General features: G+C 39.7%; 19 protein-coding genes. 15 read left to right on the top strand and 4 right to left on the bottom strand.

The window, feature by feature from the left end; translation table 11 throughout:
• Positions 1-235: 235 nt before the first annotated feature.
• Positions 236-832, bottom strand: coding sequence for a tRNA (pseudouridine(54)-N(1))-methyltransferase TrmY (trmY, locus tag EGC80_RS17885; RefSeq protein WP_124011640.1), 597 nt, complete (start codon positions 830-832; stop codon positions 236-238).
• 290 nt (positions 833-1122) lie between these two features.
• Here trmY and EGC80_RS17880 point away from each other — a divergent pair, with 290 nt between their 5' ends.
• Positions 1123-1584 (top strand): GNAT family N-acetyltransferase, encoded by a 462-nt coding sequence (locus EGC80_RS17880; protein WP_124011639.1) that lies wholly within the window; start codon positions 1123-1125, stop codon positions 1582-1584.
• 98 nt (positions 1585-1682) lie between these two features.
• Here EGC80_RS17880 and dld read toward each other — a convergent pair whose 3' ends face one another.
• Positions 1683-3383 (bottom strand): D-lactate dehydrogenase, encoded by a 1701-nt coding sequence (gene dld / locus EGC80_RS17875; protein ID WP_124011638.1) that lies wholly within the window; start codon positions 3381-3383, stop codon positions 1683-1685.
• Between the two features lie 1083 nt (positions 3384-4466).
• Here dld and EGC80_RS17870 point away from each other — a divergent pair.
• The 4 genes from EGC80_RS17870 (at position 4467) to EGC80_RS17855 (ending at position 7480) form a co-directional block, all read left to right on the top strand.
• The gene (locus tag EGC80_RS17870; protein WP_124693503.1) at positions 4467-5324 is read left to right on the top strand and encodes an STAS/SEC14 domain-containing protein; all 858 of its coding nucleotides are present in this window, start codon (positions 4467-4469) and stop codon (positions 5322-5324) included.
• A 25-nt stretch (positions 5325-5349) separates the two neighbouring features.
• Positions 5350-5568 (top strand): hypothetical protein, encoded by a 219-nt coding sequence (locus EGC80_RS17865; RefSeq protein WP_124011636.1) that lies wholly within the window; start codon positions 5350-5352, stop codon positions 5566-5568.
• Between the two features lie 259 nt (positions 5569-5827).
• On the top strand, positions 5828-6070 hold the full coding sequence (locus EGC80_RS17860) for a YecH family metal-binding protein (protein WP_101031891.1): 243 nt from the start codon (positions 5828-5830) through the stop codon (positions 6068-6070).
• Positions 6071-6580: 510 nt separating this feature from the next.
• Complete coding sequence (locus EGC80_RS17855; protein WP_164839493.1) at positions 6581-7480, top strand: universal stress protein; 900 nt, start codon at positions 6581-6583, stop codon at positions 7478-7480.
• Positions 7481-8256: 776 nt separating this feature from the next.
• Here the strand turns inward: EGC80_RS17855 and EGC80_RS17850 are convergent.
• The gene (locus EGC80_RS17850) at positions 8257-10461 is read right to left on the bottom strand and encodes a YfaP family protein (RefSeq protein ID WP_124011634.1); all 2205 of its coding nucleotides are present in this window, start codon (positions 10459-10461) and stop codon (positions 8257-8259) included.
• Positions 10462-10765: 304 nt separating this feature from the next.
• Between EGC80_RS17850 and EGC80_RS17845 the strand changes: the two genes are divergently transcribed.
• The 8 genes from EGC80_RS17845 (at position 10766) to EGC80_RS17810 (ending at position 20427) form a co-directional block, all read left to right on the top strand.
• Positions 10766-11743, top strand: coding sequence for a transposase (locus EGC80_RS17845; protein ID WP_124011633.1), 978 nt, complete (start codon positions 10766-10768; stop codon positions 11741-11743).
• A 296-nt stretch (positions 11744-12039) separates the two neighbouring features.
• The gene (locus EGC80_RS17840; RefSeq protein ID WP_124011632.1) at positions 12040-13533 is read left to right on the top strand and encodes a hypothetical protein; all 1494 of its coding nucleotides are present in this window, start codon (positions 12040-12042) and stop codon (positions 13531-13533) included.
• A gap of 85 nt (positions 13534-13618) precedes the next feature.
• Entirely contained in the window at positions 13619-14143 is a 525-nt protein-coding gene (locus tag EGC80_RS17835) for a hypothetical protein (protein WP_124011631.1), read from the top strand.
• Positions 14144-14654: 511 nt separating this feature from the next.
• Positions 14655-15083, top strand: coding sequence for a hypothetical protein (locus EGC80_RS17830; protein WP_123778305.1), 429 nt, complete (start codon positions 14655-14657; stop codon positions 15081-15083).
• 1 nt (position 15084) lies between these two features.
• Positions 15085-15516, top strand: a complete 432-nt coding sequence (locus EGC80_RS17825; protein ID WP_124011630.1) for a hypothetical protein — start codon at positions 15085-15087, stop codon at positions 15514-15516.
• 251 nt (positions 15517-15767) lie between these two features.
• Positions 15768-16325, top strand: coding sequence for a hypothetical protein (locus tag EGC80_RS17820; RefSeq protein ID WP_124011629.1), 558 nt, complete (start codon positions 15768-15770; stop codon positions 16323-16325).
• 420 nt (positions 16326-16745) lie between these two features.
• Positions 16746-17960: an RsmB/NOP family class I SAM-dependent RNA methyltransferase gene (locus EGC80_RS17815; protein ID WP_124011628.1), complete on the top strand. Its 1215-nt coding sequence runs from the start codon at positions 16746-16748 to the stop codon at positions 17958-17960.
• Positions 17961-18183: 223 nt separating this feature from the next.
• Entirely contained in the window at positions 18184-20427 is a 2244-nt protein-coding gene (locus tag EGC80_RS17810; protein WP_124011627.1) for a bifunctional diguanylate cyclase/phosphodiesterase, read from the top strand.
• Between the two features lie 158 nt (positions 20428-20585).
• Here EGC80_RS17810 and ald read toward each other — a convergent pair whose 3' ends face one another.
• Entirely contained in the window at positions 20586-21701 is a 1116-nt protein-coding gene (gene ald / locus EGC80_RS17805) for an alanine dehydrogenase (protein ID WP_101031887.1), read from the bottom strand.
• Positions 21702-21879: 178 nt separating this feature from the next.
• Here ald and lrp point away from each other — a divergent pair, with 178 nt between their 5' ends.
• Both lrp and EGC80_RS17795 read left to right on the top strand, forming a co-directional pair.
• A complete protein-coding gene (lrp, locus tag EGC80_RS17800; protein ID WP_101031886.1) occupies positions 21880-22377 on the top strand; it encodes a leucine-responsive transcriptional regulator Lrp in 498 nt (165 codons plus the stop codon).
• Between the two features lie 274 nt (positions 22378-22651).
• Positions 22652-25276 (top strand): DNA translocase FtsK, encoded by a 2625-nt coding sequence (locus tag EGC80_RS17795; RefSeq protein WP_124011626.1) that lies wholly within the window; start codon positions 22652-22654, stop codon positions 25274-25276.
• Positions 25277-25285 lie beyond the last annotated feature (9 nt).

Here is a 25285-nt window from a genome sequence, read left to right as displayed (position 1 = left end):
ACTGAGTGATGTCGGAAGCCATAAGTCACCGCATACCTGCGGCAATCCACAAGGTAGCGGAATAGGGCATAATAAATTGCCAAAAAGGTAAGACATCCATTAGAAAGCAAGGACGACGGAGACTAAGGTTTAAGCTTTATTGATAGGATTTGTCTGTTATGTAAGCTCAACAAGCTTAGCGTTAATTGACGTAAATTATCCATCAACTGCAGGTCCTTGATCCAATCGTATTGATTTACAACCGTATATCTAACTCATTATGGATTAACACCACGCATTGAGACGCGAATAGCATTTTTGGCCCTAAGTTTATATGTTGAGTACCGAGTCGCTTTAAGCTATTAAAGCTCTTTTTAGGCATAGGAATATGATCGGTGAGTAGAAAACAAGGATTATGTGCAAACTCTATGTCACGCACTGGGGTGCCTTTTTTCTCCAACATATACAGTTGATATTCTTCGGCTAACTCTTGCACTAGCTTTTCAAAACTCACAGTGCGTACCGTAATGCCGGGCTCAACCACACGCAATTGCTCTTTCGTCATGCCCTTTGACGCGGTTAAGGCTTTGGCAATTTTATTGGTTAAATTTTGCTCATGGAAGCCGCCTATATGACCCAGTTCACCTGAACGGAAACAGATGGTGCGAGAAAAATCTTGGGTGCTTTCTAATACTAAATAAACAATAACATCATCCCGATGAGACTGGGCCACAAAGATGGTGTTCATTAAGGTATGGGCTAAAATTTCAGTATGGGCCTCTTGGCCTATACTCGCCACAAACTGCTGACTATCAACTGGAGCCGCTCTGGCTCGAACTACAAAAGCGCGCATCGGTAAATCCTATTAGAAGTAAATTAAACATGAAGCGGATAACGTAGTCGAATAATCAATCTGTTACTGCGCATAGCATTATTATTGCAGCTTTAAGCTTGGCTGTAACGCGATTAATCTATTGGTTTAGTTTTAGATAACGCAGACTAGTTCTAATGAGTAATACAGTTGTTAAAACAAGCGCTAAGCGTTATGTTGTTAATGCTGGAATGTGATTTATTCAATTATTGATGCCGGTTATCAAGTCAATAAATCACATTCATGAGATCATTAATTCAAGGTCATTTACGATGATAATCAGGAAAGCGCTAGAGTCTGACGTTCAATCTATTTACACCATGAGAAACCGAGCTATTATTGAAAAATGCATCGGATTTTACAGCTCATCGCAGTTGGCATTATGGACACAAGGCGACATCTCTGAGGCATTGATTAATGATATTGTAGCGAACTTCTATGTTTCGCTATTCAAGGATCGTGTTATCGGATGCGGTAAAGTTAATCTTGAAACGGGCATGATAGACGCTATTTTTGTCGACCCTGACAATTTTGGACAAGGGGCTGCAAAGTCAATGTTGGTATTTCTTGAATGCCGAGCCTTGGAGAACGGTCTTGAATTATTACAACTCGAATCCACGCTAAATGCCGCATCATTTTATCGCGCCTGTGGTTTTGTTGGTGATGAAGTGTCAACTTATCATTCACCGCGGGGGATCCGTTTGGATTGTATTCCAATGCGAAAGTCGTTGTAATAGTTAGACTCTGTGAACAGACATCAATTCTTAGGTAAATATCAGCCCCCTTTGTGTAGAGGGCTGTTTTGCATAAGGAACGGGATCTTGGCAACAGATTAATGTTGGCAACTACAATTACGCTGGTTTTTTTCAGTTTTACCAATACCGGGGTTGAATGTATTGGTTGGGTCGAGAGTTAAATAAAAGTCTTTAAGAGTTTGCTCTGCTTCATACAAATGGCCCACATTATGCTCAGCAGGGTATTTAACGCCGCGTTTATTGAGCAATTCAAGCATGCTTTTCTTCACTTCTTTAGGATCTGCACCTTTTTTCAAAATGTAATCCTGATGAAAAACGTGACAGAAAAAGTGCCCATAGTAGAGCTTCATTTCAAGCTGTTGTTCCAATGCTTCCGGAAGTTGTTCTAACCAGTCAATATCATCCCGTCTTAGTGCTATATCTAACGACAATAAATCACCTACGTCTTTTTGATATAAGGTATGGTAGCGCATAGCAGCACCTGCGGCTGCAAAACGGTTTAAAACGGCAGCTTGTGTTTCTTGTGCATCACATTCAAAAAAGTCACCTTCTTGCTCGGCAAAAAAGCCAGTCAAATGAGTTCTCGCTTCTGCAATACCTTGCTCGCTCATTTTCAAAATTAAGTGATGATCGTATTTGGCTCGATATTGCAAAATACGCGGCGGTAAATGTTGCGGAAAAAATCGACTGGCAAGTTGCATAAGCCAATCACTTAAATGAGAAGACACAAAGGGTAACGATTTACACACGGCATCTATTCGGCCTTTTAATGCAAACAACTTAGGTAAACGATCCGTGCCTAAGTGTTTCACACTCAAAAATGTGTCTTTGCCATACTGGGCAGAGATATCGAAAATATCTTTGTGTAAGTATTCGCCCACCTCTGGTAAATGCTTATATTGTTGTAAAATTTCCCGTCTGAGCCTGCCCAATACTAAGGGATCGTTAGTGCCAACATAAAATGTTTGCTCTTGCTCAGCAACGGCAAAAGTATCTAACCTGACCGCAAAAACAGCTAACTTGCCTGCGCAGCCACTGGCTTCAAATAAACGCCTTGGATCGGCGTTGTAGCGGCTAGGGCTGTTTTCATCTACCTGACGGACACGGTGCTGATATTCTGTATCTGAACGCTGAGCATCGCTTGGCGCCAAGTTTTCCTTAGCAAAATTACCCGTCATCAAATTGGTTAATATCTCTTCAGGAGTCTCACCCAGCTCAATACCTAAATGATTAACCAGTTGTAGTTCACCCTGTTCATCAACCCGCGCAAACAACGCCATCTCAGTATACGCTGGACCTCGTTTGACTAACGCGCCGCCCGAATTATTGGCTATGCCACCGACCACGGATGCTCCTAAACACGAAGAACCAATCACCGAATGAGGCGTACGCTTAATTGGTTTTAGCAACGTCTCTAGGCTGAACAAGGTTGCCCCTGGAAAACTTAAAACCTGTTGACCTTGTTCCAATAAAGAAACTTGATCCATTGCCAACGTATTGATGATAATAATAGGTCGGTCATAATCATCACCACTGGGTGTGGAGCCCTCTGTTAACCCTGTATTAGCCGCTTGCATAATAATAATAACTTTGTGGTTAACACACACTTGCAAGGCCTTATATAACACCAGCAGAGACTGCGGTTTGAGCACCGCAAGCGCATCACCGCCGCCAGTTCGCCAACCAAAGCGAAATCGGCGTGATTTTTGCTTATTTATAATGATTTGATTTTGACCTACAACGTCTTGAAGTTGTTGCAGTAACTGCGGATGGGGCATGATGTGAACTTCCTAACATTCATTCAACAGTTGCTAAAAATCAGCTATATGTTGAAACAACAAATACAATATCTCTACCCTAGGCTAATAAAACCCAAAACACCACAATAGATTATCCCGATATTTTCTATTAAAATAATCCAACATTACTCGCCAAGCTGCAGCATTAGTGCGTATGACGTATGTTGATCACTGTTTGAAAATCGAGAGCGGAAACCACGATAAGGCTCAACAAACCGGCAACGATGGTTGGGTGCTGAAAACTTAATTTTCAAATAATACCTCTTACTCCCCCCTTTATTGTTATCAAACAGTTTGTGCTGCTTTGAATCTACCTAATTGCTTAAATTAAACTTTTCAGAGCCCAACCTATTGATAAATCCCGTTCAATTTGTACGTTTGAATAAAGATAAAAGCTATCGAAATAAAAGTATCAAAAGTTATCTTATAGGATGAGTGCGATGGGTGTTTTAGGCTTCGTCGTTTTGCTTCGTTTTGCTTCGTTTTGCTTCGTTTTGCTTCGTTTTGCTTCGTTTTCTAGGTTTACCATTGATGTGATTAACCAAATATTATGGATTCAAACATGGCTCAATTTATGGGTTTGAAAAAAAATTAAATAACAACGACAAGAATATACAACGGATGAACATCTCTCTGAGCATCAGCAACAGGCATAAATAAATGCTGAACATGCGCTATAATTAGCTTAAATAAGACTCTAGGAAAAGAACTTGCTGAAGCCTTGATAGAGTTGCTAAAATTAAAATGCAATTAATTATTCTTTCAATGGCTTAGATGGGTCCTCCGAGTTTCCTGGCCCATGAGGCGCGTGATGATGAACACGAAGAGCTCATGGCAAAGACAGGGCAAGACCCAAGGCCGTGAGGTTTTTGAAGCTGGTATATAATCAGGAAAGGTAAGAGCAAATTCAATACACTAAATTGTAACATCATGAAACGTTTCATTCTGAAATGTTGTCATTGATCAATAAGCTCTATAAAAAAAGGTTTTAAGATGAAGTTAGTGAGTAGTGTGTTTTAACTGATTCTGGATGTGAACTATCCGCAAAAGAAGGAAAATCCTATGTTGCAATTTATCCCTGTATTTGATGCTAATATCATTGCTGTACGAGCTTCAGGACAATTAACTGATGCAGATTATCAGAATTTTTTACCTCAACTTGAAACGCAAATTAAACGATTAGGCAAAATCTCATTACTTTTTGAGTTTGATAATTTTTCCGGCTGGGATTTAGATGCCGCCATAGATGATGTTAAGTTTGGTATGAAACATCTTAGTGATTTTGATCGCATTGCGATGGTTGGCGATAAGTCTTGGGAACATTGGATGGCGTTAATCGCGAAGCCTTTTTTAATATCTAGTGAAGTGCGTTATTTTAACAGAGAAAATCTGCAACAAGCATGGGACTGGTTACGTGAAAAACAAGAGTTTGAAAAGGCGGTGGAACAATTACACCCCTATAAAAATATCGTGGTTGCGGTGGATTTTTCCTTGTATTCAAAGCATGCATGCAAACGCGCAATAGAATTAGCTAACTACTATCAAGCTTCGTTAACATTACTCAATGTTGTTCCAGAAGTACTCGCTTATACACTCTATGGCGATCCAGTGGGCTACAACGTTGTTGATCTAGATATCATCAAAGATCAAAACAAAAAAGCTATTGATGCTGCTCAGTTTCAGATGAAAGCGTTTGTAAACGATTTGGATACCGATTTTCCCATAGAGACCAAAGTAATTTGTGGTGAGATAAATTATGGCGTTGTGTCTTTTTTGGAAGCACAAGATGTTGATTTAGCCATTTTTGGGGCAAAAAAGAAAAAAGGCATAAACAAGTTATTGGGCTCAGTGGCGCATTATGTTCAAAATCATAGTCGTTGTGAAATATTAATCGTTCCGGTTCAAGCTCCTGTGTTCTAACTTATTATGGTTAAGGTGTATTTATATGTCTGATATACAAAATATAGAAATTGAACGTTACCAAGACAATATCACTGAAGATATTCGTAAAGTCGTCGAAAAATATCGCGAAATTATGGCCTGGGATGTTCCTGATAATGACACTGTGGAGGCTGACAGGCTTATCTTTCAAGCAATTTATTCAGCACTTGCAGAGATCGAAAAAAGCTCAAAAGAAAGCGAAAGCCATGCAAAAGGCCGTTAATAAATCAACAGATGCCGCTAAATTTATCATCACTCTGACGGCTGATTTCATCGAATATTTATTCGCAAAGCTATGCTAAGTTGAATATTAATTTTTTATTTTACGGGTATCGTTTATACAGATGTAGTGGGTATGCCGTATCATTTTTTAATCCGGGCATCAAAAAAATATTTTTTCGGATCTTGTGGGTGAGATCTGTATTTATGAAAAAAAAATAAGCTATAAAGTATAATAAATTTACACCTTAATTGGAGATACAATGTCTGGATCAGTACACGGCCATCAAGTTATGCAATTGATGCTAACCCATGGCTCTGCGTTAACAAAGCAAGAGCTTAAAACGTTAATGCATACTAACTTTGGTGCTGATACTCGTTATCATACCTGCTCTGCAGCGGAGATGGACGCTGAGATGCTTATTGAGTTTTTAGAAGGCAAAGGTAAGTTCATCCCTAGTGAAGGTGGTATTACAACAGCAGCAGATAAAATTTGTAATCACTAAATCATTCACTGACAACATGTGGCTTAGATCTCCTTAGGCCTAATGTAACAACACTCACTTTATACTCAGATGCGATGTCATATCACATTGAGTGCCTCTGCTGAGGCGGTATTTAATCCGCACAGTCCTGCTTACATCTAACAAGTCGTTTTGTTTGCATTTGTAAACAAACTCTTGGATGAAAATGCTCAATCGCCTAGATTTTGCAATATGGGTTTATTGCGATAGTTGATTGAGTTAGTAAAATGGCTGGCTTCATTTGCGGCGCAAATATTTATGGTCAAGGTGGGATAAAAATTGTAACAATAAATATGGTCGCAACAATTATGTAGATGTTTGATTTTACTCCGGTTCGATGGCTTAACTATTCACTATAAAGCCCCCTCAGTTAGTGTCAATCAATCTTTCTGTGTCAGGGTGAGATCCACTAATACTGAAGTATGAGGCGAAAATGCCTCTGTTAAACTAGGATTGTACAGGTCTAATACCATTACGATGGAGGCCGCTACCATGTACCCATATGAGCACATATTAGCTGTTACAGAAACACCAAACCTACTGAATAGCTCATTTCACAAAGCCGTTATCTTAGCCAGTAGATCACGCGCAAAACTCACATTGCTAACCGTAAAGCTTACCCAAACTAGCCTGTTGAAACGTCTATTAGAAAGAAGCTGTGTAATTGAACCTAAGTCAAAACGAACATTGACAACCAAAGGATTAGAGCAAGTTCTCAAATACCCAAGCAAACAAATCAGTTGCCAATCGAGCACCATTTATCGCGCAGTGCTAAATCAACTAAAACAAGAACATTATGATCTTGTGGTATTGCCTCATAAACGTTATCACTCCATTATTTCTGAGTTAATTTCTGCTGACGAATGGCACTTATTAAGAGAAACCTTGGTACCCGTAATGTTTGTTAATAGCAGTCAATGGCAGACCCAAGGGCACGTGCTGACCGCCTTAGACATTAATCACACTCAAGATTGCCATCAAGCTTTTAATCATCACATTATTCATGAATCTAAAGGTATAGCAGACAGCATCAATAATGATTTACACTTCATTAATTGTTTTTTGGCTGACAATTACAGTATAGCCTTTGAAACCGAAGATAGGGCCCATGCTCATTCAATGTTGTCACAACAAGCAAACCAGCAAAGCATTCTTAATCACGCAGTGGCAGATTTACTGTCTGAAAAATATCACTGTCACATAGCTCATGGCTTACCTGAAGATGCTATTCCCATCAAGGCCCATCAACTCGATGTGAATATGGTCATCATGGGAGCGGCCGAGCACACAGGGTTAATCCACTCAATTAAAGGCCATATTCCTGAACTGCTGATTAATCAACTCCCCTGCGACATACTCGCCGTTAAACCGCCCACAAGTGAGCTTAGATAAGTTCAAAAATCTATCGATCAGACAACACAACACAACACAACACAGGGACGTGACTAAAACGCCTCTCGTCGGATATTCATATTGTAATATCGCCACCTTGCTTTCTCATATAAAAGAAGAGTATTAATTTACAACCAAGGTATATGCTCCTCGTCTCTTTAGTGGTTGTTTGTCGATCTTCAAATACCTTTTAATCTATAGGAATGGAGGTACATTGACACTGTTGAAAATTGCTTAAAACGTAAACAATTACTTCAACCATTAAATTTATAATCAATGCACAAGTACACCTTACTTCGAGCCGCTCATCAAATTAGGTCTGGGTTGATGCACGTATTCTTAATCCCACATCCCCATATACTACTTGATAAATAACAAGCTTTTCTGCTGTGATAGATTTAGCTTATAAGTCATTTTATGGCGATTAATTGCCGAATGCATAGACTTTTGGGTTGAAATCATCTCATCAGTAATTGAGCGTAGGTGTTGGCAACTCAAATAAAAAGGGGGTTATCTTGTTACTTCATAAAATGGCTATTTAAAGACCTCGTCCAGCTGAATATAGAAAAATTTTGTTGTACCCGATGGTCTTTTGACGCTAGGGCGGCCGATTACCCTGATGGTGCTGCAGGAATAGGTAATCGAGAAAAATGAAGCTAGTTTGAGGAAGGCGATGAGGTTTGAGAAAGGTAAAGTGGATAAATTCATTAAAGACAGTAACAAACTAAATAATGAATAAAAAAGGGATTAAGTGTTAACTTAATCCCTCTCGCTATTTACTTGGTATGATTATCGTAATACTTGCTATTAATCATGCCTTTAACAATTGATTCAATTTTTTTGATTGGAACAACTGATTGCTGTCTTTGTGATGATTGCACAGTCACCGACTGCGGTTCTTCGCTCCATTCATTGATGGCAGCGAACAATAACTGACCATCAGCATCTTTTTCAATTTTAGCTACATGCCACCATTTTGTAATACCATCTGTTGGAGGGCTAAATATATGTTGTTCATTATTAAATATAAATTCAACGCGTGTTGTCGCTGGGTTAATGTCTGGTGAGTCAGAAAAATTCTTTACGTAATAATCGTAACTACCTTCAACAGGAAATTGAGGAATAGAAATCACTTCAGGCCCATAACTTGTTATATCATCAACATCTAAATAGATGATGGTTTCATTAATAGTGACTTCTGAATTGGCATAATACACATGGCTTTCATTACCTTCAGCATCAGTGATATAGAGATGTGAGTCTAAATCTCGGGGTGCTTCACCCCAGTTCAAGGTTATTTTGGTTAACGCTTCAGATAGCACTAAACACTCAGCTAAGGTGATGTCCTCTTCAAAAGTGTTAATAATAGATGTACGGCTTTGAAATTCGATTGTTGCACCAAGTAAAACGGTAGAATGACTCTTAACCGGGATGCTAAATGTGCCATCATCGATAGAGAATGTGAGTGAGCGCCCCAAGTAATCACGTCCGTCTGAAATAACGCGAGCACCATTTAATAAATTACCATCTTCGTCTTCCACACAACCATTTACTATAATGGTGTCGTAAATCATATCAGCATTCCAAGTAGTGAAATGACTAACATTACCTTGATAAAATGATTCATCGTTGACTGAAAATAATAGTGCTTCACCTTCTTCAATCCATAAACCTGACGTGGTGTCGAAATAATAAAGCGGTATCGTCGCGGGGGGATTAGTACCTGCAACAGGTATTTTAATCTGCGCGACTTTGTTTGGAGCGAGTTGTAGCTTGTTACCTGCACTATCAACAAAACTGACTGTAATAGCACCAAATGATTCTATTGGCACAATTTCGTTAGCACTGTTTGTTGTGAGCATATCACCTGGCATCATTTCAATATCAATAGCCGGGTTAATGACCGTTAGTTCAGCTACAACTGCAGAGGACACAAGGTTACCGTTCAAGTCGACAAGGCTGTTTTCAGGTAAGGTAACAAGCACATTACCATCAACAGCTAGCTCAGAGACTTGAGTCGCATCAAAACTAATAGATGCATGGACTGGTTGTAATAGTAAATTGTGCTCTTGGGTTAACTCATTTCTTGAAATGCTCAACGCAGCTTCTGAATAATCCGATGCATCGGCAACAAGAGTCAATCGGTCACTTAATTGGATATCTTGAATTTTAGATGTGAATAATCCTTCTGCATCAGAGGTTGTCGTATTAACAACTAGGTTGCCATTAGACAAACTCACAACACTATCCGGGATAACTTCGCCATTAAAATAGTTAATTGTGGTGCCAGAAATAGTATAAAAATACTTTTCATTTAAATTGAAACTAACTTGAACTGGAGCAACGCCATCTTCACCACCGTCAGTAACTTGTACAGAAATGTCGGTTGATATTGTTTCTAATACGGAAGATGTATAACTCATTAAGCCTGAAGGACTAATCGATAAACCCGTTGGTCCGGCGACTAGCTCAAAGCTAATGTCATTTTCAGTATCAGTATCGTCTACATCAGAGACTAATAATTGGTAAGTAAATGTTGATCCAGAATCAATACTTTGCGCTGCGATAGCAGACACAAAAGGTGCATCGTTGACAGGGGTCACTATGACATCAAAATCCTGTACAGCTTGTTGCGCTTCATCTTCACCGCCATCACGGACTGTGACACTCACAGTGCCAGACGTTAATACACCTTCAAGCGGCGTCCATGAAATTAGACCTGTATTGTTAATGGTCATGCCATCTGGCGGATTGGTTAATGTGAATGTTAAATTCGTACCGTCATTGGCATCGTCTGGATCGGTAACGGTTAGCTGATACAGGTATTCACTATCTTCAATTGCAGTGACAACAGCGCTAGCAGATATTAACGGTGCAATGTTTTGAATCACCTCATCCTCGGAAGATGAGTCACAGCCAGTTAATACAAAAGAAAGTGCTATAGCAACGATAGATAGTTGCCACTTGTTTGTTAATTCCATTTACATACTCCATTAATTTGAACGCTATTGATAAGCTTTAAAACATCATCCATAAATAATGAATTCATGGAAGGATATTTCATGGCAAATAATGAAGATTTAACAATGTTATATCAATACTCATAAGTGATGTAATTTAGCGCTGAGAGGTACACTTTTGTACAAGGTGGATGGGGGGGGGTCGAATGTAGCTAGCGGATGGCCATTATGGCATTGCTTTAACTAAATGAGGACATCCACGATAAATAGCGTGATTTAGAAGCTTCTACTAAACTCAAGAAAGTTATCGATGTTGGAGCTTGTTATGCCACGCCCTCGTAGAACTCAGATTAGTGTTGAAGACACGCCATTTTACCATTGCTGTAGCCGTGTGGTACGGCGCGCTTTCCTGTGTGGTGATGATAAATTTTCTGGTCGAAATTACGATCATCGACGTGGTTGGGTAGAATCACTATTATGTGAATTAATTGATGTTTTCTCTATTGATGTAGCCGCCTTTGCTGTGATGTCAAACCATCTACACGTGGTGTTACGTATCGATATCGAAACCGCAAATCATTGGACTGACAGAGAAGTACTTGAGCAGTGGCATAAGCTGTTTAAAGGTGATGAGCTAACCCAAAAGTTTGTTAAAGGTGAGTTAGTTGAAGCCCATGATGTGCTCAGGTTAAAACACACCATCGCGACTTATCGAAGCAGGTTGTGTGATATCTCCTGGTTCATGCGCTGTCTTAATGAGCCAATAGCAAGACAAGCAAATCAAGAAGATAACTGTACAGGGCGTTTCTGGGAGGGCAGGTTTAAATCTCAGGCCCTGCTTGATGAAGTAGCAGTATTGGCCTGCATGGCATATGTTGACCTCAATCCTATCAGAGCCAAGATGGCTGACAACCCAGAGCAATCAGACCATACCAGCATTCAATTGCGAATTAAGGCTGCTTTGAAAGGCGAACAACCCAAAAATTTACTGCCTTTCATTGGCAATGAACGTAAAAATCAACCTAAAGGCATTGCATTTTCACTACAAGATTATCTTGAACTGGTCGATGATACTGGACGTATTATTCGAGATGACAAGCGTGGCGCTATCAATGTTAGTAGTGCTAAGTTACTCACAAGATTGAATATCCCTCAGGATCATTGGCTCAAACTCACCACTGAGTTTGGAAAGCTATTTCACGGGCCAGTGGGTACACTTCAAGAACTCACTAGCTATTGTGAACATCTAGAAAAACGGCGACGACACTTTGCCAGTTGTTGCCAGCATTTAAAAGCTGGCTAATCTAAAACTCCTTTCAATAACCACGTCTTCCAAATCAGCTTAATCCTCTAATGGGTTGGATCATAGTGGCTAAAAATCACTATTATTGAAGGAAATTGGTTCATTTTTCAATCTACGGCCATAAACTTATAACATATCGGCCTTCTAGCAACGAACCTTCACAATCTTGCTTGAGCACATCTCGAAAGTACATTATGTTATTGTTTTATAATGGCTGGCCTGATTTTTTTGTTATGGAAAAAGTTTATTAAAGAATTAACTGAAAACACGTCTAAAATCGTTGAGGTAAAAGCAATATGAGTATTAATTTAATTCCGAGCCTTGAGTTTTCTAATAGATTTTATGAATCAGACTCAGTTATATATATTCATACCAATCAACATTGTGGCATCATTAATTATGTCGATGAATATAAAATAATAAAATACGACATTGGTGCTTATTTTATCAATGTGCTTGATGATGTGCCGGTCATTTACTTTGGTACTGATCATCAAAGTTATAACAAGAGTTATCACTTAAATCATCAATTTAAATTGGTTGAGAAACCAGAGTTACTGGCAAGAGAATCAGAAGGTTTTAATATAATTATTTCCAACGATTTTGATATAACCCTGATAGAGAATGATGATTACGATATCTATTGGCAAGTAATAAACAAGAAGACACAAGAAGAGCGCATCTTTAACTATGATGGTTATGCCGTTAAGCATAATGGGCGGCTTTATGTAAAAGAGTCTCGTCAAATTATCGCGCTTTCAGATGACCTGTCTGAGCGCTGGACAATAAAGTGTGATGACTCTCAAGCTACAGGTTTTCAGCGCAGTCGTTTTTTTGCTGATAATTATTTAATTTATGTGTCTTTTCGCGAAGAGCCTAGTAGCCTTCAACCCTGGGCAGGCGATACCGTTAATCTGGTGTGCTTAGACAGCGGCAATACCCTATGGACACATACTTTTGATAACCCAGTGATGAGTGTGATGCATCACGAAAATTCAATCATTGTGGGTACTGACCTTCATGGTTTTATCTTAGATGCCGCCAGCGGCGCTATCACGCTGCAGTTTGCTAGCCCCTATAACATTATGGATATGGAGACGGTTTTTAGCGAAACAGGTGGTTTTTTAGGTCAACCCCGCAGTGAAAGCCGCTTATGGACCGACGGTCATTATCTGTATTTTACCGGTAATGGCGGTAATCAACTGCACATCTACCAAATGGATGGTAGGTTATTTAGCGGGCCACACCAGCTTAAAAAAGGCTATCAATTTCGCGCTGCTACGGGATGCTTTCATCTTAATGGAAAAAGTTACATCTCCATTTTTAGTGATGACCAAGCGTTTCATTTAGTTGATTCAGGGGTAATGGTCATTGACCCTAAGACACTCACAAGCGACTGTACCATTGAGATAGAAAAAGGCCCCGAGCGCGAAGTCCTCCACCATGTGATTGATAAAAAGGCAGAGTATTATCAGTTAGTGATACACGCCGATGAGCATTCAAACAACAGGGTGGATGATTTAATTCGCTTTGCCGAAATTGACACCAAACGTATTGCCGCCCGCTATGGCTCACAAATTTGGACCAATAAAGAAAAAAACAGAAAATTTAATGGGCAAATTCAGTTAACCATTCATGGGTCTACTGCCATGAAGTTAGCATGTGAGCCAATGCTCGATATGTTAGTGGACCGAGTATCCCATTGGGCGAAAGCGTCGAGCACCGCATCGGGTAATCGTAAAGCGCATATTAAGGTCAGTTGGGAATGGATTGTCAGCCCCAGCGATTAAGCATGTGCCATAAGCGTTATTGAAGAGAGATAAGCGGAAACGTAACGCGTTAGTGCCTATTTTATAGCAATATTAAGGAAAATAGATGTCAAAGTTAAGCAGTCAGGATGTTGTGGCATGGGCTAATAAATATCAATTAGCATTGGATGACGAAAATGTAACAGAAGGAGCGTTTGATGACTCATTTGAGCTTAATGATTTTCTGGTGTTTGCTTTAGCGCCTGCGGGCACTATGGCCCTTGGTGAACAAGGTTGCCCACCAAGTGACTACCTTGCAGATGTTATCGATGATTACTTATCCTTGATTAGTGACAAAGACATCACCCTTGTCAGTGTAGAGTCTGACGATGAATGGCAAACCGCCACCGCTGTTTTTGATGACTCAGGTGAGCAAATAACGCTGGTTATTAACGATATATACGCTTCAGACTGGGTGCCCAGTGATGTAGGCGATAAAATGTTAGCCTTGTCAGCGCAGCGTTGCCCGCAAAGGCTGTATACCATTTATGGTGAAGATGCCTTTACCGTGCTTTATATTCCACAAGATGCGGTGGAAGAAATAGAAACAATGCTTAAGCAGTTACCTCTACCTGAATGGATGGAAGACTAGGTTACTTTTTAAGGAGATTGCTGCACGCGGTTCGGCTGTCAGCTATCAGCTTTAACTACCATTAACCTGAAAGCGTGGACGTTACCCGTTTTGATAAAGATGTCGAATCTTTTATCAAGTATTCATAGATGGCATCTTTAGCATTGCATTTTTTACATGACAAAAAAGATATTCAGCGTGTCGCCGATCTCGACAATATCCCAGCGCTTGAGGAGTAAAATAAGATGGCAAAATTAGCATTAGCAAAAGAAGTGTGGTTAAGCAAGGATGCTGCTTGGCTCAAACAGCGTGAATTGGATTGGGGTAACATTTAATTAGGATTAGTACTTCAAAAACGAGCGGCATATTTAGATAATCACATACTAATTGATAATTGTTTTGCTATTTCGATAGGGTAAAATTAGAAAGCTTCATCCACATTAAGGTTGATTTTTTACCTAACCATTAACACCATTAAAGATGAAACTATAAACACTAAACAAAAATAGTGTCTTAAAAGGAGTTTTTTACTATGAGCATGACTAGAGCTGAAGTCAAAATTACGGTTGCTAAATTAATTGAAGCGTCATATTCGAAAGATAAAGGTTTAACAACAAAAATAATGGCTGAAAAAGGAAGTTTTAAGCTTACTGTTGATCAGAGTGGAACGGCTACCTTAAGCGGAAATGCTGGTGTATTAACATTCAGCGGGACACCAACTCTTGAGAAAATAGGTATTAAGGTCAAGCGTATTAGTATTAGCTTTGAAAATAAAGGTGAAATGAATATTGGATATAGTGCAACAGTAAACTTAGCAGTCATAAGTTTAACTGTTAATGGTGATTTTGATTTAGAAGAACTTATCACTTCATGTTCAGGTTTATTATGCTCAGCAGCGAGAGCTCTTAAAGGTCGAAATAGGGCTTATGAAGCTGAATTAGAAAGCATAATGGGAAGATAATATGAGATCAATTACTTTGTTTTTGCTATTGTTTTTTTCTGCATGTGCAGTAAAAATGAATAATGGACTATTATATTCAAGCTATTATCGATACGATCAATCTGTGAGTGTTGATAACCTACACAAGTTGCAATCTGATTTTTTTAGTTCAAATTTAATAAAAAATTTGAACGTAGATGAGTCTGAAATAACTGAACAATTACTCTTTAAAAAGTACATGTTTAAGCAGAAATCACACTTTGAAAAAATAAATGAGAAAGTCGGGTGCTTATCTATTAATGGATTCGATAATGAGAACATGCCAATATCCTTCAATATAAAATATGTTGCTGAAAATGAGCACTGGCTTATAGAGGAAATTGGAGTTTTATTTGTAAATTCGATTGCTGATTTTACTGATTCAGCTAAATGTCCCAGTGAATATCAAAATTGAATTTAACGTCAGAATATTTGACTGATAATCTGAACTCAACATGGCCACCAATCCAAAATTGGCGCAAGATATTATTGATGCAATTAATGATCCTGATATGTCTATAGAATTAAGAGATAGAGTGGCTAAATAAGAGTCAGTAAATATATAACTAAATAAATAGTAGCGAGTATGGCTTCCAACTCCCAGAGCTAACCGATTTTTGGCAACTAGCATCGCAGGATAGCGATCTAGCTTGGTTGGATTTTATCATGAATGATGAGGTGCTTCTTGACGATCCTGAAAATCAAAGAGTAGAGCTCTCTGTGTGGTTTGATAGTTTTATCTGCCCGCTGCCTAGCAGTGCTAAAGATGTGTTTGCCATTATTGGGCAGCGTTTAACAAGCTTGGGTTTTAGTGACACGCCTTACCATGCAGAGCAAGTACAAAGGGTGAGTTTAACCCCCATGTTAACAATCGACTTTATGGCTGAAATGGGCTTTAATATTGATGAGCCGGTGTATGCCTACCAATATGACTTGCTCTGTAGCGCCGATTTTGTGGGTACCGACCAGTGCCAATTACAGTATAAGGTGTTGTTAATCGATACCGCCAAGCCAGAGCCTTATGTGCTTTTGGTGGAGTCCCTTCCATACGAAATAGGATGTCGAAAAACCAGCGGGTATTACGCAATAAACGCTATTTATTGGATGCCTTACGCGAAGAAGACGGCTTGCCTTTTTATCGGCATTATAATTTCGCCCAAGATCCTGTTTGGCCTAAAACCATTCCGCCAGCAGCAAAGCATTACCCTGACTACCGCACATTGATGGCGATACCTTTCAAGGATGCAACTTACCTCCCTTTTAAACAAGGTCGGTTTGGTTTACTACTAGGAATGGATGAGTTTGCCCAGGTTGAGGGTCAGTCTTATACAGACTGGTTGAGTGGAAAAGACTAATCGATATTTAGGATTAATCATCAGCGGCTTTCGGGCCGCTTTTTTTATGCTTTGCATTAGTGAACATAACATCACGCAGTTGTGAAAGGGGACGGGTTAAATTCAGCGTATTAAGTGCGCTTGATGTTACAAAATCTCATTCACAGAAAAACCTATAAACGTAGAATGATTGGCTAGTTTATGCTGTCAAAGTGAGGAGTAAAGCCTGATATGGCCTTGCTATCAACAGCTTTAATCCCTATGATCAGCACGTTTTTAAATTGATTGTTATATTAGATAGAGAGCCCCCATGTTGACTTATCCGTTGTCAGGCAGTTCATCAGAGTTGGTATTAAATGTACTAACCATGGTGTTAACCCGAGGAAAACCATTAGATAGAGCCTATTCAGAGCATTTTTCTGGTTTAACCCTTAACCCATCAGAGCAAGCACGGATCACGCAAGTCACTGGCGATATTTTACGTCGCTTAAACTTATATTGTTTTCTGGTTGATATTAAACCGGAAGAGTTTGATCGTTTAGGATCTAAATTACTCAATGGTTGGCATGTTTTTCATGGCTTAGATTTACCTAAAATGCAGTATTCATTGCAAATTGAGCAGGCGGCATTTAGTGCTAATCTTGAACAAGCAAAAACAGACCCTGTGCTATGGGATGGCTGTCCAGAATGGTTAGAAATCATAGGTCAAGCACAGTTAGGTGATAAATGGCCCGCTGAACGTGCAGCACTAGCAGAGCAGCCAAAGCGTTATTTACGCGTGAATGAACTGAAATGTAATCGCGAATCCCTTATTGAAAGACTTAAAAAAGAAGGCGTAACTGCCGTAGTGGTAAGTGATGTTGCTTCTGCTATTGAGGTTACATCAGACTCAGCACTATTTCGAACCGATGCATTTAAAGACGGCTGGTTTGAACAGCAAGATGCGGGTTCACAATTGGTTGCTGACGCTGTGGGTGCCAAACCAGGAATGCGGGTTGTCGATGCTTGTGCGGGTGCGGGTGGTAAAACCTTACATATTGCAGCACAAATGCAAGGTAAAGGTCGTTTGCTTGCGATGGATGTTGAGCAATGGAAACTCGATAACCTTAAAACTCGGGCTAAACGCGCTGGCGCACATAATGTTGAAACGCGGATTATCGCTAGCTCTAAAACCATTAAACGTCTGAAATTATCGGCCGATCGAGTGTTATTAGATGTGCCTTGTTCGGGACTTGGGGTGTTAAAACGTAATCCTGATTCTAAATGGCGTGATACGCCGGAGCGTTTGCCGGTGCTGGTTGAATTGCAAAAGCATATTTTGCAGAGTTACTGCCGTATGGTCAAAGTTGGCGGAATGCTCATTTATGCGACATGCTCTATTATGCCAGAAGAAAACCGTCATCAAATCGATGCGTTTCTCGCTGAAAACCCGCAGTTTACGCTTATCGAGGATGAAAACATCTTGGTTTCAGAACGTGGATTTGATGGTTTCTATTTAGCTAAAATGGAACGTATAGCTGAATAGTTATTCATGGCTATTGATTTTTAGAGTCATCATATTGATGGTAGATAACAAAAAACAGTGCAAATCTTCTGCACTGTTTTTTTTTATGGATAATTATTTACTGATAAAAGGCACTTTTTTAACAAATTCATAATAAATCGTTGATAAAGTTCTTATAAATGCATAATCTAATAGTTACATTAGAAAATGTATTTTTAAGCATTTGCCGTGATGATGGAGCGTTATGGATATAGGGACAGATATTAATCACTTCATGGAAGAGATCAACCAACATTCTTTTCGTGAATCAAGTGTTGAACGCTACAGTACAATACTTGATATGGTATTGCAGGGCCTTCCGTTAGGCGAAATACTTCATGACTTAGTCTTGTTGATTGAAGCACAAAAAATAGGAACTCGGGCATCAGTACTTTTACTCAGTGATGACGGTAAACGGCTATTATCGGGTGCGGCTCCTAATCTTCCTGAAGAATATAATAATGCTATAAATGGCATCGAAATTGGTCCCAATATTGGTTCTTGTGGGGCTGCAGCATTTACGTGTGAAAGTGTCATTGTTGAAGATATCGAGCATCATCCTAATTGGAAAGATTATAAAGCATTACTATTAAAAGCGGGATTGAAAGCGTGTTGGTCTGAGCCTATAAAAGACAGTAATCAAAAGGTATTGGGCACTTTCGCCATGTACTATGACACGGTTAAATCGCCATCAGAGCAAGATTTATACCTAATACAAGAAGCGGCACGTTTGGCAAGTTTAGCCATTGATCGAAGTCGTGGAATGTACATTGAACGGTTAAGTCGGCAAATTTTTAACAGCCTGCCCATCGCGCTTGTGATCACCACTGAAGACAACTCAGTCTTATCCGTTAATCCCATTTTTAAATCGCTAACATCTACCTATTATTCAAACCTGAAACTCTTTGATGTTCATCGTTTTTTAAGCCATTCTCAGCATCATGTGGTTGCTGATTTATTTGAAAATTTAAACCGAGGGCAGGCTTGGCAAGGGGAGTTGAAAGGCCTTAAAAGCGATAATGATATTATTGATATTGCTCTTACCGTGACGGTTATTAGAGATAGCTTTACTCAACAAAATTGTTTCGCATGGCTGATTACTGATATTTCAGCTCGTAAAAATGCTGAAAAATTAATTAATTTTCAAACAAACTATGATCAATTGACCGGATTATCTAATCGAAAGTATTTATTCAATACGTTACAAACCATGATAGATTCAAATAACAACGTAAATGGTTGTAAGCAAGAATTTAATTTAATGTTGATGGACATCGATCATTTTAAGCAAATTAACGACACGATCGGACATGATAACGGTGATCTGGTACTAAAATTTGTGGCCCAGCGTTTATTGAGTGTTATCCCCGAGAATGTTCTCATTGCACGTATTGCGGCCGATGAATTTGCCTTAGTTTTGCCAGGTAAAATGTCTACAGAGTCATTGATTAGCTTGTTTAATAATCTAACTGATGAACTGAAAAAACATTTTATTGTTGGTAGTCAAGATATGATGCTATCAATGAGTACTGGTCTCGCTCGATTTCCTTATGATGCAGATAATGTTGAACAAATATTAAATTGCGCTACTCAAGCCATGTATAATGCTAAAGCCCAAGGGCGTAATTGCCTGCAGTTTTTTAATCAGCAAATACAAAAAGATGCAGAACGAAATGCTGAACTTCACTTATACCTCAAAACGGCACTAAGCCAAGATGAATTCGAGCTATATTATCAACCGATTGTGAATCCATTTAGTGGTCAAATCATTAAAGCGGAAGTATTATTGCGTTGGGTACATGATGGTCAATTTATTTCGCCAGATGAATTTATTCCTATTGCTGAAGAGTCCGGCCTCATTGTTCAAATCGGTGAATGGGTTAGAATGCAAGCGCTTACCACTGTCGTGGCATTGCAAAAACGTCATCTTGCCATTCCACTATCCATTAATGTTTCTACCATAGAATTTTGGACCCCGGATTTACAGCAGCGGTTTTTAGCCTATTTTGATGTGATACAACAAAAGCTTGGTTTGGATGAGTTTCCTTACTCATTGATTACCCTTGAAATAACTGAATCATTAATGATGAAGCAGCAAGAGACTATTAATCAATTACTGACTGAGCTTAGACATCGGGGTATGCAAATTTCAGTCGACGACTTTGGTACGGGGTATTCCTCATTATCTTATTTGGCCAATTTCCCAGTGGATCAAATAAAAATTGATAAATCATTTATTCAAAAAATATCATCGGGTCCGCGTCATAAAGCACTCATTGAAGCGATTGTTAGCATGAGCCGGGCGTTAGACCTGGCGATTGTCGTCGAAGGGGTCGAAACCCAAGTTGAGCTTGATTATATTAAGCAACAAGATATTGAAGCGGTACAAGGTTATTACTTTTATAAACCTATGCCACAAGAAGCCTTTTTTGATTTGTTAGCCAAGTAATCTGAATTGATTCCAGCATCATAATCATCGGATAAAACCTCAACCGCCTTGAACAGAAGGGGGTGAAGTTATAGATTAAATCCATATTGATAAGGTTAGTCTTGGAGATAAAAAATGCCGCATTGGTTAATGCGGCATTTTTATTGAATTAAGTAAACTTAGTTAAGCATACTTTTTGGTTCAGTGAACTGAAGGTTTAATGCTTCAGCCACTTCTTTACAAACCAATTTACCGTGGATAACATTTAAGCCGTTTAATAAATGTTTGTCATTTAATAATGCTTGTTTGTAACCTTGGTTGGCTAACTTAATAATGTAAGGAAGGGTTGCGTTGTTCAATGCAAACGTAGAAGTACGTGCAACCGCGCCAGGCATGTTAGCCACGCAATAATGGACAACATCATCAACAATGTAAGTTGGATCTTGGTGAGTGGTTGCGTGTGATGTTTCTACACAGCCACCTTGGTCAATAGCGACGTCAACAATTGCACTACCAGGTTTCATACGCTTGACCATGTCTTTAGTGATTAATTTTGGCGCCGCAGCACCCGGTACTAATACACCACCAATTACAAGATCAGCTTCTAAAACATGACGTTCTATCGCATCAGCTGTTGAGTAAACCGCTTTAACCGCAGAACCAAACTGAATATTTAAACGACGTAAAGCATCGATGCTGCGATCTAATACCACCACATCAGCACCCATACCAACGGCCATTTGCGCAGCGTTAGTACCGACCATACCGCCGCCGATAATGACCACTTTTGCTGGTTCAACACCAGGCACACCGCCTAACAGCATGCCTCGGCCACCCAATGATTTCTCAAGCGCGCGAGCTCCAGCTTGAATTGACATACGACCAGCCACTTCTGACATTGGTGCGAGTAAAGGTAAGCCGCCACGATCATCGGTTACGGTTTCGTAAGCAATACAAACAGCACCGCTGGTCATTAGCTCTTCTGTTTGTGGTAAATCAGGTGCAAGGTGAAGGTAAGTAAACAAAATCTGGTCGTGACGTAGCATTGCACGTTCAACTGTTTGTGGCTCTTTTACTTTTACAATCATGTCTGATTTAGCAAACACTTCAGCTGCAGTAGCTAAAATCGAGGCGCCTGCATCAGTATAGTCTTGATCGGTAAATCCAATACCAACGCCCGCATCTGATTGAACAAAAACATCGTGACCTTTTATTGTTAATTCGCGTACGCTTGAAGGTACCATGCCTACACGGTATTCGTGGTTTTTGATTTCTGTTGGAACACCAATAATCATCTTTGAGCCTCGATTGACATAAAACCCACGTTAAGTGGGTTTAGTTGTTATTAATTGTGACCTGAACGTGCTTATTCCAGGGGACTCTAGTATAGTGCTGCTTAAGCAGATTATGCTGCTGAAGTTGCTCCTTTAATAGATATAAATATTGTTTTAAGGACAAAACAAGGTTAAATATATGGTAAATAGTAAAAGCTTTTCAGTGAATGATTTAGACCGTATTGATCGCAATATATTAAATGAACTTCAACTGGATGGTCGCATTTCAAATGTTGAGCTATCAAAACGAGTAGGGTTAAGTCCTACACCCTGTTTGGAAAGAGTTAAAAGGCTTGAAAAACAGGGGTTTATAAATGGGTATACCGCATTGGTGAATCCGCATTTTCTCGGTGCGTCTTTATTAGTGTTTGTTGAGATCACCCTTAATCGTGATACTCCAGATATTTTTGACCGTTTTAATCGTGCAGTACAATTACTTGATGATATTCAAGAGTGCCATTTAGTCTCTGGTGATTTTGACTACTTATTAAAGACTCGTGTGTCAGATATGTCTGCATATAGACGATTATTAGGTGAAACCTTATTGAAACTGCCATCAATATCAGATACTCGTACTTATGTCGTCATGGAAGAAGTGAAGCAAACCAATAAAGTTGCACTGTACAACTTAGGTTAAATAGTAGCGTTTCATTTGCAGCCAAATCTTTAGCGTCTCAGTGATAAATCTGTCGTCACTTATGGGGGGTGAACGTCACCCTTGATATTCAACCTACACATTTTCGAATATAAAATCATCAACTTGAGACTAAACCCCATCGCTTTTCAGTTTCAGGATTAATTCGGCATTACAATCGATTGAGCTTGATTCAATCAAGGTGCATAATCACTGCAAATACAGTGATATTCTGTTATCTTAACCCTTATTTTTCACTTTTTATGGAAGCTTTCGTTTGACTCAGGAAAATAGTCTAAAAACACTCAGCGGTCTTCAACGATTGCTCGAAGGTGGCCTTATTTTATGTTGCATGGTTGCAACATATATTCTATTGGCGTTATCCAGTTTCAATCCAAGTGACCCAGGCTGGAGCCAGTCGCATTTTCAAGGTGAAATTCATAACTGGACCGGCGCTGTCGGAGCTTGGACTGCGGACGTGTTGTTTTATTTTTTTGGGTTCATCGCCTTTTTAATTCCTATTATGATTGCCACCACAGGTTGGTTTATTTTTAATCGTGCCCATCGATTGTTCGAAATAGATTATTTTTCAGTTGGACTAAGAATTATCGGGTTTATTTTGATGCTGCTGGCTTTGGCTGCACTGGTCAGTATGAATGCCGACGATATGTTTGTGTTTTCCGCTGGTGGCGTTGCTGGTGATGTGATTGGTCAAGCCATGCTGCCGTACTTTAATAAGCTAGGTACCACATTGCTATTGATGTGTTTTATTGGTGCCGGTTTCACCTTAGCAACAGGGATTAGTTGGTTGACTATTATTGAGTTAACCGGATTAGGTTCTATTTGGTGCGCAAAGAAATTATGGACACTGCCTCGATTATTAAAACGTGAACGTGAGACCGAAGATACTAAAGGTTTTATGTCATTAGTTGATAAGTTTACCCAACGTCGCAATGAAATTGATCAACAAAATGATCCATCACAGGATCAACCAAAGAAGTCTATCCCAGCACCTATTCACGTTAAGCCAGCAGCAGTGAGTCCACCTGTTGTTGAAAAGAAACGCAGCTTTTTTAGTCGTAAGGCTAAACCCACTGAAGATATTACCGTGTCAGACATTGATGATGAAGATCTTGATATTGATGTTCGACAAGAACCGTCGATGCAAGTCGATAATGACGATACTCATTTTGCTCCTTGGGTAGCGACTAAAGATGATATTGACTTCAACATTGATGATGAAGTCAATAACCTGAATATGGAGGATGAGCCATCTAAGGAAGTCGCTAATAAGCCTCATTCGGCAGCGGCATTAGTCGCACAACAAAAACCGAAAAAAGAAGCTAAAATTGTTGATGGCGTCGTGATGATTGATGGTCAAGGGCCTCAGCAAACTCGTCAAAAAATGGATCCTTTACCGAGTATTACCTTACTCGACGTCCCTGATCGTAAGAAAAATCCAATCAGTGAAGCAGAATTACAACAAGTAGCACGATTGGTTGAAATAAAACTGGCCGATTTTAACATCATCGCTAATGTAGTGGGGGTTTATCCAGGCCCTGTGATCACTCGCTTTGAACTTGAATTAGCTCCAGGGGTTAAAGCGTCTAAAATTACCAATCTATCAAAAGATTTAGCCCGTTCACTATTATCGGAAAACGTGCGTGTTGTGGAAGTTATTCCAGGCAAAGCTTACGTAGGTTTAGAGTTACCTAATAAATTCCGTGAAACCGTATTTATGCGTGATGTACTTGATTCTGAGGTCTTTAAAAATAGCAAATCGACATTGTCTATGGTGTTAGGTCAAGACATTGCTGGCGAGCCGGTTGTGGTTGATTTAGGCAAGATGCCTCATCTATTGGTTGCAGGAACCACAGGTTCTGGTAAGTCAGTAGGTGTGAATGCGATGATCACCAGTTTATTGTATAAATCGGGCCCAGATGATGTCCGCTTTATTATGATTGATCCTAAAATGCTCGAATTGTCAGTATATGAAGGTATTCCGCATTTACTCTGTGAAGTGGTTACCGACATGAAGGAAGCGGCTAATGCATTGCGTTGGTGTGTGGGTGAAATGGAACGTCGTTACAAGTTAATGTCAGCATTAGGTGTGCGTAACCTTAAAGGTTACAACATCAAAATTAAAGATGCGGCGGCAAAAGGGGAGTACATTCCCGATCCATTATGGAAGTCATCTGGAAGTATGCAGGACGAGGCGCCACCGTTAGAAAAGCTGCCCTCTATTGTGGTGGTGGTCGATGAATTTGCTGACATGATCATGATTGTCGGTAAAAAAGTAGAAGAACTGATAGCGCGTATTGCGCAAAAGGCTCGTGCTGCAGGGATCCATTTAATTTTAGCGACACAGCGTCCATCAGTTGATGTGATCACCGGCTTGATTAAAGCTAACATTCCGACCCGTATAGCCTTCCAAGTATCATCACGTATTGACTCTCGTACCATTCTTGATCAACAGGGTGCAGAAACCCTCTTAGGCATGGGTGATATGTTATATTTACCGCCAGGAACGGGGTTGCCAAATCGGGTTCACGGTGCATTTATTGATGACCATGAAGTACATAAAGTGGTTGCCGACTGGTGTGCTCGTGGTAAGCCGCAATATATTGAAGAAATTCTTAATGGCGCCACTGATGGTGAGCAAGTATTGTTACCCGGTGAAACCTCAGATAGTGAAGAAGAGCTCGATGCATTATATGATGATGCGGTGGCATTTGTGACCGAAACACGCCGAGGTTCTATTTCGAGCGTACAACGTAAATTTAAAATTGGTTACAACCGCGCCGCCCGGATTATTGAAATGATGGAAGGACAAGGTATTGTGACGGCTCAAGGCCACAACGGTAATCGTGAAGTGTTGGCTCCGCCGCCACCAAGAACATAATAGGAATGA

It is taken from the genome of Shewanella psychromarinicola, from assembly GCF_003855155.1.
Taxonomy (GTDB): Bacteria; Pseudomonadota; Gammaproteobacteria; order Enterobacterales; family Shewanellaceae; genus Shewanella; species Shewanella psychromarinicola.
The sequence above is the reverse complement of the archived record's forward strand: the minus strand, read 5'-3'. Positions and strand labels throughout refer to the sequence as shown.

What these genes read in the sequence shown, in the direction of transcription:
- EGC80_RS17870 (WP_124693503.1), top strand. Translation starts at nt 4,467, where the DNA reads ATGTTGCAATTTATCCCTGTATTTGATGCTAATATCATTGCTGTACGA.
- EGC80_RS17845 (WP_124011633.1), top strand. Translation starts at nt 10,766, where the DNA reads ATGCCACGCCCTCGTAGAACTCAGATTAGTGTTGAAGACACGCCATTT.
- dld (WP_124011638.1), bottom strand. Translation starts at nt 3,383, where the DNA reads ATGCCCCATCCGCAGTTACTGCAACAACTTCAAGACGTTGTAGGTCAA.
- EGC80_RS17855 (WP_164839493.1), top strand. Translation starts at nt 6,581, where the DNA reads ATGTACCCATATGAGCACATATTAGCTGTTACAGAAACACCAAACCTA.
- EGC80_RS17860 (WP_101031891.1), top strand. Translation starts at nt 5,828, where the DNA reads ATGTCTGGATCAGTACACGGCCATCAAGTTATGCAATTGATGCTAACC.
- EGC80_RS17815 (WP_124011628.1), top strand. Translation starts at nt 16,746, where the DNA reads ATGTTGACTTATCCGTTGTCAGGCAGTTCATCAGAGTTGGTATTAAAT.
- ald (WP_101031887.1), bottom strand. Translation starts at nt 21,701, where the DNA reads ATGATTATTGGTGTTCCAACAGAAATCAAAAACCACGAATACCGTGTA.
- EGC80_RS17820 (WP_124011629.1), top strand. Translation starts at nt 15,768, where the DNA reads ATGAATGATGAGGTGCTTCTTGACGATCCTGAAAATCAAAGAGTAGAG.
- EGC80_RS17840 (WP_124011632.1), top strand. Translation starts at nt 12,040, where the DNA reads ATGAGTATTAATTTAATTCCGAGCCTTGAGTTTTCTAATAGATTTTAT.
- EGC80_RS17850 (WP_124011634.1), bottom strand. Translation starts at nt 10,461, where the DNA reads ATGGAATTAACAAACAAGTGGCAACTATCTATCGTTGCTATAGCACTT.
- EGC80_RS17810 (WP_124011627.1), top strand. Translation starts at nt 18,184, where the DNA reads ATGGATATAGGGACAGATATTAATCACTTCATGGAAGAGATCAACCAA.
- EGC80_RS17830 (WP_123778305.1), top strand. Translation starts at nt 14,655, where the DNA reads ATGAGCATGACTAGAGCTGAAGTCAAAATTACGGTTGCTAAATTAATT.
- EGC80_RS17880 (WP_124011639.1), top strand. Translation starts at nt 1,123, where the DNA reads ATGATAATCAGGAAAGCGCTAGAGTCTGACGTTCAATCTATTTACACC.
- EGC80_RS17865 (WP_124011636.1), top strand. Translation starts at nt 5,350, where the DNA reads ATGTCTGATATACAAAATATAGAAATTGAACGTTACCAAGACAATATC.
- lrp (WP_101031886.1), top strand. Translation starts at nt 21,880, where the DNA reads ATGGTAAATAGTAAAAGCTTTTCAGTGAATGATTTAGACCGTATTGAT.
- EGC80_RS17835 (WP_124011631.1), top strand. Translation starts at nt 13,619, where the DNA reads ATGTCAAAGTTAAGCAGTCAGGATGTTGTGGCATGGGCTAATAAATAT.
- EGC80_RS17825 (WP_124011630.1), top strand. Translation starts at nt 15,085, where the DNA reads ATGAGATCAATTACTTTGTTTTTGCTATTGTTTTTTTCTGCATGTGCA.
- trmY (WP_124011640.1), bottom strand. Translation starts at nt 832, where the DNA reads ATGCGCGCTTTTGTAGTTCGAGCCAGAGCGGCTCCAGTTGATAGTCAG.